The sequence below is a fragment of the Ralstonia psammae genome, assembly GCF_958405935.1.
Classification (GTDB): Bacteria; Pseudomonadota; Gammaproteobacteria; order Burkholderiales; family Burkholderiaceae; genus Ralstonia; species Ralstonia psammae.
Genome location: NZ_CATZBU010000058.1, coordinates 1 through 500 on the forward strand (window position 1 = coordinate 1; position 500 = coordinate 500).

The window sequence follows — 500 nt, forward strand, 5'->3', positions numbered from 1 at the left end:
TAGACGGCGGACACGCCATCGCGGCGGCTGTTCGTGAACGAGCCGGGTTGTTCGCCCAGGCCCGTCTGCAGGCCGATCTGGAAGCCGCCCCAGGTCGGGCTCTGGTATTCGACGATGTTGTTGGCGCCCGGCCAGTTGCGCCCGCGCACCAGCGTGGCCGAGCCGATGAACTGCTGACCGGTCGGGTCAAGGAACCAGACGTCGTTGCTGATGAAGAGGTTCTTGCCGGCCGTCAACGTGCCCCAGGTCGGGCTCGACAGGCCGACGTAGGAGCGGCGGTTGAAGAGCGCATCGCCGTTGGTCTTGCCCTGGGCTGCGCCAAAACCGGATTCCAGCCGGAAGACCGCCTGCAGGCCACCGCCCAGATCTTCCTTGCCCATGAACCCGAACATGCTGGTCCCCCATTGGTTGTCGGCGGCCCGCCAGAGGCTGCCGCCCGGCGAGGTCGCGGTGGGGGCGACATTGTTCTGGTAGTCGATGCCGCTGGCGACGCGGCCGTA

1 protein-coding gene is annotated in these 500 nt (G+C 67.4%); it reads right to left on the minus strand.

The window, feature by feature from the left end; genetic code table 11:
- Window positions 1–500: porin (locus R2N16_RS25470; RefSeq protein ID WP_316669836.1), on the minus strand; the 500-nt coding region annotated here is incomplete at both ends.